This window comes from Scytonema sp. PRP1, from assembly GCF_036697665.2.
Classification (GTDB): Bacteria; Cyanobacteriota; Cyanobacteriia; order Cyanobacteriales; family Nostocaceae; genus Kalymmatonema; species Kalymmatonema gypsitolerans.
Genome location: NZ_JBAHYJ020000002.1, coordinates 1 through 6,529, shown reverse-complemented (window position 1 = coordinate 6,529; position 6,529 = coordinate 1). Strand labels below are relative to the sequence as shown.

Annotated in this window: 8 protein-coding genes, 1 rRNA gene and 1 pseudogene; all 10 read left to right on the top strand. The window is 46.2% G+C overall.

Features of this window, described 5'->3' with window-relative positions; translation table 11 throughout:
• The first annotated feature begins 73 nt into the window (after positions 1 to 73).
• Positions 74 to 655, top strand: coding sequence for a hypothetical protein (locus tag V5G28_RS00160; protein ID WP_336229248.1), 582 nt, complete (start codon positions 74 to 76; stop codon positions 653 to 655).
• 386 nt (positions 656 to 1,041) lie between these two features.
• Complete coding sequence (locus tag V5G28_RS00155) at positions 1,042 to 1,821, top strand: ParA family protein (RefSeq protein WP_336229247.1); 780 nt, start codon at positions 1,042 to 1,044, stop codon at positions 1,819 to 1,821.
• Between the two features lie 2 nt (positions 1,822 to 1,823).
• On the top strand, positions 1,824 to 2,309 hold the full coding sequence (locus tag V5G28_RS00150) for a hypothetical protein (protein ID WP_336229245.1): 486 nt from the start codon (positions 1,824 to 1,826) through the stop codon (positions 2,307 to 2,309).
• 192 nt (positions 2,310 to 2,501) lie between these two features.
• Entirely contained in the window at positions 2,502 to 2,738 is a 237-nt protein-coding gene (locus tag V5G28_RS00145) for a hypothetical protein (protein WP_336229244.1), read from the top strand.
• A gap of 36 nt (positions 2,739 to 2,774) precedes the next feature.
• Positions 2,775 to 2,951, top strand: a complete 177-nt coding sequence (locus tag V5G28_RS00140; RefSeq protein ID WP_336229242.1) for a hypothetical protein — start codon at positions 2,775 to 2,777, stop codon at positions 2,949 to 2,951.
• 24 nt (positions 2,952 to 2,975) lie between these two features.
• Positions 2,976 to 3,272 (top strand): annotated as a pseudogene (locus V5G28_RS00135) (DUF4365 domain-containing protein); the annotation flags it as partial.
• Positions 3,269 to 3,808, top strand: a complete 540-nt coding sequence (locus V5G28_RS00130; protein ID WP_336229241.1) for a hypothetical protein — start codon at positions 3,269 to 3,271, stop codon at positions 3,806 to 3,808. The pseudogene V5G28_RS00135 and the gene V5G28_RS00130, both read left to right, overlap by 4 nt.
• 57 nt (positions 3,809 to 3,865) lie before the next feature.
• Positions 3,866 to 4,039 carry a hypothetical protein gene (locus tag V5G28_RS00125; RefSeq protein WP_336229239.1) on the top strand — a complete coding sequence of 58 codons (174 nt, stop codon included), beginning with the start codon at positions 3,866 to 3,868 and terminating at the stop codon, positions 4,037 to 4,039.
• A gap of 119 nt (positions 4,040 to 4,158) precedes the next feature.
• Complete coding sequence (locus V5G28_RS00120; protein ID WP_336229237.1) at positions 4,159 to 5,142, top strand: tyrosine-type recombinase/integrase; 984 nt, start codon at positions 4,159 to 4,161, stop codon at positions 5,140 to 5,142.
• Positions 5,143 to 5,821: 679 nt separating this feature from the next.
• Positions 5,822 to 6,529: ribosomal RNA gene (locus tag V5G28_RS00115) — 16S ribosomal RNA — on the top strand; the annotation flags it as partial.

The following is a 6,529-nucleotide window of genomic DNA, read 5'->3' as shown; positions in this document are numbered from 1 at the left end:
AAATCACGCGACAAGATCCCTCGCGACCAAGAAGCTGTACGCTTTCTATACCGGGTGTATATCCAGTACAGACATGGCAAAAATCGAGCGGGAATCAATTAACTTCAAACTCCCCAAACCCCTAGCAGACGCACTCCGTGCCAAAGCATCCGAGCTAAACACCACCGCCACTGACCTCGTAATACGAGGGCTGCACCACGTTCTAGGAGATGTACCAGGTGTAGAAACCAGTATAGAATCGAGACTGCACCAACTCGAAGAAGAATTTTTGCACTTAGCCTCCAGCAAAGATGAAAACAGCACAAACACCCATCATGAAGAAAGGATAACTGCATTGGAGGGAAAACTTGAAGCACTCAACATACGACTGGCACAATTTGAGGGAGCATTGATGCAGATGCAACATAGCCTCAATGCATCAAAACCACGTCAGAAATCGGGTTACTCCTACCAACACAACTTCCAACCACCCCAACTTCAACCTTTTAACGAACAAAACCTAGCAATGCGGCTGAATACCAATGTTTCAACACTTCAAGAAAAACGCGCAACCTTTAGCCCGAGAGAATTTGAACTTTGGTGCAAAGACCGCGACCCCAGCAAACACGGATGGCGCTTTAATGAGAGGGATGGGCTGTATCATCCAGTCCGATAACCTTGCAACCAACTGCACCTAATTGTATTTTTTAAACAAATAAAAATAAAAAATTAGCTTTTTGTAAAAAGCTAATTTTAGTAAAAGCGACTTTTAAACGCCCAAGCTGAAAAACAGAGGCGGGCGCGAGTATGAAGCGAAGAACTGCTACATCTACCTTTCAAGCAAAAAGCTAATTTAGGAAAAAGCTAATTTTAATCAAAGCGACTAAAAGCAGGAGTCGAAAAATAGGAGCTTGACAATCGAAGAACTACCACGCCTATCTTCCTCCTAAAAAGCTAATTTTACCAAAAGCTAAATTAATAAAAAGTTAAATTAATAAACTTAGTATTTAACAAAATGATTAAATGATTCTAGGTTGAAAAGCTAATTTAACAAATGTATATATGTTGACAATTACCATCACCAGCCTTAGTGGGGGTCAGGGGAAGACGACAACTGCCCTGTTCCTTGGTCGGCTGCTATCGCGCTCCTGTTTCCCCACCTTGATGCTCGACTCTGACCCCCAACACAATCTCACTACCTATCTGGGGTTCGAGTTAGAACCCAATCAACCAACCCTCTTGGAATTTCTCAAAAAAACAGTCGCCCCAGAGGACTGCATCTACCCAACACTAGACAACGACAATCTTTTTTTGATTCCCGCCGATGACCAACTCGACACGGTACAGGATTACCTCTCCAATAGCGGAGTTGGCGCAACCTTACTGAAGCGCAGGTTAGAAGCAGTTGCAAAAATCTTCAAAGTGTGCATTATCGATGCCCCACCCCAGCGATCGCAAATTTGTTTAACAGTTATTGGCGCTGCAGATTTTTTGGTTATCCCCGCAGAAGCATCAGTAAAAGGTTATGGCTCCTTGGTGCGGACGCTTGACTTGCTGGGTGGCTTGCGAGATGTCGGCGCAACAGATGCCGAAGTATTGGGTGTCTTGCCCTTCCGCGATCGCTGGTTTGGTAACACCCAAGCGCAAGAAAGTCGGGCAGCGGTAGATGGCATGCGCGACGAAGTAGGCGACTCTTTGGTTCTACCCTCAATCCGGGAATCCGAACGCTACAAACAAGCCATCAACAAACGTACAACCCTTAGCGAGTTGGGATACACCGACCTAGAATATCCGTTTGAAATCTTAATCGAGAAAATTGGTAAGTTAATTGGGAGCAAATAAAAATGTCAGATAACGTACTCGACCAACTACGCAACAAACGCAATCGCCCGACTGTTCCAGCACGAACTGATGCGCTTGTTCCCAAACCACAACCACAACCGCAAGCGCAAGAACAAGAAACACCAACGCAACCAAACGCAGAGGAACAAAACCCACTACAACCCACCCCAGTTACCGAACAACTCATACCAACTGCTGCACCAGCAGACACACTCACCGAACTCAAAGCAGAACTCGAAAAGTATCCCGAAACCCGACGACATTCCGCGATCGTTCTCGAAAAAGACCTCGACCAGGAATTAACCCGGTTTTGTAAAGACAGAGGAATCACGGTTGAGGTATTTCTAGAAGCTGCTTGGACGGTTGCTAACGCTGAGGACGCGCTTATGGAGAAAATCACCACGGAAGCCAAACGCCGCTATGACCAACGCAAGCGGGTTGGTCAACTTAAACGGCTGATAACGATGTTAAGTAACTCGCCCAAGTGAGTACACCGTACTCAACCCGCAATTCCCGTAAGCGAGTCTGAACGCAGGCAGTCTGATTCTCCCTCGGAGCGGGTTTCCAACAAGCCACCAACCTAAGCACCATGACGCCTCTGAGGGCGAAAAGCGCGCACTCTTGATGTGGCGTAATGCCCCGAATAGAATTCGGGGGAGGGTTCAAGTAGGAGAAATATCATGAGCAACTTAAACGTGCAAATTCCTGATTCTTTATATAAACAAATTGAAGCCTTAGCAGCCAAAGAAAATATGTCCATTGAACAACTTGTAGCTATTGCCTTATCCGCACAAGTTTCAGCATGGATGACCAAAGATTATATATTCGAGAAAGCCAAACGCGGTAGTTGGGATAAATTTCAGCAAGTGTTGAATAAAGTTCCTGATGTAGAGCCAGAGGATTACGATAAATTGTAACAATATCTTATCTTCTGTATAAACTTCATCACAAGCGTGGACATCAACCAGCAAAAAGAACAATTCAGCAACGCTTATTTACATACTATTACATCCGTTGCAGGTTATTCGCTCTACAAGCCAGCAGTGGATGATGACAGCGTAGACTGGGGAATCGCAGCCACTGGTGTTATGGGACGCATCCGCGCCCCACGCTTAGAATTGCCTCTTTAATCAACATCAAGAGATGTCAAGGACGACAACGCTATCCGCTACCCGCTCAAACTCAAAAACTACAACGACTTGAGATTGGATGAGTTTGCTATTCCCAGAATCTTAGTTGTGGTGTTAATCCCCGACAACTTAGCCGACTGGTTGCAACAGTCAGAACAAGAACTTTGTATGAGGTATTGCGGCTATTGGGTATCGCTCTTGGGAATGTTAAGAACGCAAAATACAACGACTGTGACTGTCACCATACCTAGAACTAACCAATTCACAGTCGCCACTCTCCAATCAATTATGCAAGGAATTGGTCAAGGAGTAAAACCATGAAAGTTACCGTACGGGATGTGGAAATTCTCAAAACTATCGAGCCACAACAGCTTAGAGATTACTTACAGGCTCATGGCTGGCATTTTGACCGTCCTTTTCTCGATAATGCTACCATTTGGCTCAAGCAAGAACCAGAGCGCGGTGAATTTGAAATATTGCTACCCAATAAGCGCAATCTGGGTGATTATGCTACTCGCATCCGGGAAGCCATAGAAACACTAGAAATTGTAGAAAATCGCTCGCAAATTGAGATTTTAAGCGAACTCATTACTACTGCTCCCAATATTACCATTCAGGGAGTAGTCATGCAAATTAATACTCCCAATGACGATAAATTAAGTGGAGAAATTACGCTACTTGGTGTTGTGGGTGAGAGATTGCGGAAAATCAAAACAGAACTTGCTGACCATGATTATATCCTCGCCATTAAAGCATATCAAGAACGTTTACCAGTCATTTGTACAGGCGATTTCATCAAAGAAAATGATACATTTTTTCTCAAAAATACACGGGGATTTAGTTTAGATCACATATAAACAAGGGAACAAGCGTTACTTTCACTGGTTCTCCAAGCCAAACCGAACTCACGCTCAATGCTGCCATCTACGCCGATATTCTACCTGCACAGCAGAAAACATCCCGAGCGCATCCGCTTCAATATCACGCCTGAACCTGCCCGAACAATTAATGACCGGGCTGATGGCGTCTCATCTGAATTGACAGGCGTCTTTCCTTGTGTGAGCGACTTTCGCCCAAAATGGGTGTAGAGAAGTTGTCTTCTCGCAACACATTTACATCCCCGTGCGTGAAAAATCCTGTAAATATTTGTTGTAAAGGGAGCCTCATTTAGCAGAGGATATGTTTATTCGCGAGGGGCGCAACTGCCGTGACAAAAAGTGCGATCGCCAATTCCAATTTCAACCCGGAGTCGCTGGCGTTAGCGTCACCAGTCCCGCTAACTTTACACCCGGCGGAAGTGTACCTTGCTTCGTTGGGATCTGGTTCCCGTCGCACGATGCGCGAAGCTCTCAATGAGATTGCCCGGTTGTTAACGTCGGATGTCTGCGATGCATCAACTCTTGACTGGTCAAAGTTACGCTACCAGCATACTGCTGCGGTACGGTCAGTGCTGATGGAAAAATACAGTCCCGCGATGGCGAACAAAATTCTATGTGCGTTGCGGCGAACGCTAAAAGAAGCATGGCGGTTGGGGTTGATGTCCACCGAAGATTACGGGAAGGCAACTGATATCTCTTCTGTGCGGGGTAAGAGTTTACTGAAAGGGCGGGCGCTCGATACTGAGGAAATTTCTGCACTATGGAATGATTGTAGAGAGGATAACTCAACATTAGGGGCGAGAGATGCGGCGCTGCTCGCGGTTTTGACGGTCGGGTTGCGTCGCAGTGAGGTCACGCACCTTGATTTGAACGATTTTAAGCCGCGCAGTCGGTCACTAACAATACGCGAAGCCAAGGGGCGGAAGGAACGAATTGTATACTTACCTGAAGCGGGAGTACGGGCTGTGCAAGATTGGTTGCTTATCAGGGGGAAAGCACCGGGAGCGCTATTTTATCCTTTAGATAAGGCGCAGAAAATTATACATCGACGAATGAGCGAGCAGGGGGTGTTGCGGGCTTTGCAGCGGCGGGGGGAAAAAGCAGGTGTGGAGGCGTTTACACCCCATGATTTTAGAAGAACTTTTATCGGTAATCTATTGGATGCGGGGGCAGATATCGTCACCGTAGCGAAACTTGCAGGTCATGCGTCGCCAAGTACTACAAGTAAGTATGATAGGCGTGGGGAAGCGGCGAAGAAACGGGCGGTTGATTTGCTGGATGTACCGTATAGCGGGCGGGATAAGCGTAATTAAGCAGTAATCAAATTAATCTACTTTTACCCCTTCTAGTTTCAAAATACTTCGCACACAAACTAATCTGAACAAGCAAGTACGCTATTCCTACCGACAAAGAAAAGATTTTCCGGTAAGCACAAAGTACGATTTCATCCCCACAATTCCAAAACCATACGCTATACTCGTTTAGTGCCCAAGAGTTGCCCCCTAGACTTGAAGTCTTGGCAGCAAACCGAACACCCAGGTACGTTCCACTTCCAACAAAAAGTAGTGCAACCACCCCTGTGGAATTACGGTTTCACCTAAGCGCACTCCCATCCTTGTCTAGTTACAATGAATGAGTGTCAAGGGAAGCGGCAAGATTCTTGCGTCTTGGTAGCAAACCGGACAAAAAGATGTGTTTCATGCTCAAGTAAGAAGTAGTGCAACCATCCTGAAAAAGTACGGTTTCACCTCCACACACTCCCAAGTTGTCTAGTTACAATGAAAGAGTGTCAAGGAAAGTGACTCTGACACGCCGAACCAAGAAAAGACAATAGTTTGAAAGCCAAAATTTGCATCCAATTCTCGTCAGAAATCATTTATTGATTGGGGCAGTAAGATTATGAGTCCCCAAGATATAAGTAAACAATTATAGGATTCCGGAATTTTAAAACGTTATATATAACGTTTTAAAATTCGGAGCCAAACAAACTCATTCATTGAGAGTTTGATCCTGGCTCAGGATGAACGCTGGCGGTATGCGTAACACATGCAAGTCGAACGAAGTTTTTCGGAACTTAGTGGCGGACGGGTGAGTAACGCGTGAGAATCTGCCTTAAGGATTGGGACAACAGTGGGAAACCGCTGCTAATACCGAATATGCCTTTTAGTGAAACGGGTAAAACCGCCTTAAGATGAGCTCGCGTCTGATTAGCTAGTTGGTGTGGTAAGAGCGCACCAAGGCAACGATCAGTAGCTGGTCTGAGAGGACGATCAGCCACACTGGGACTGAGACACGGCCCAGACTCCTACGGGAGGCAGCAGTGGGGAATTTTCCGCAATGGGCGAAAGCCTGACGGAGCAATACCGCGTGAGGGAGGAAGGTTCTTGGGTTGTAAACCTCTTTTCTCAGGGAAGAATAATGACGGTATCTGAGGAATAAGCATCGGCTAACTCCGTGCCAGCAGCCGCGGTAATACGGAGGATGCAAGCGTTATCCGGAATGATTGGGCGTAAAGGGTCTGTAGGTGGTTGTTCAAGTCTGCTGTTAAAGCGTCTGGCTTAACCAGATAAAGGCAGTGGAAACTGAATGACTAGAGTGCGGTAGGGGTAGAGGGAATTCCCAGTGTAGCGGTGAAATGCGTAGATCTTGGGAAGAACACCGGTGGCGAAAGCGCTCTGCTGGACCGTAACTGACACTCAT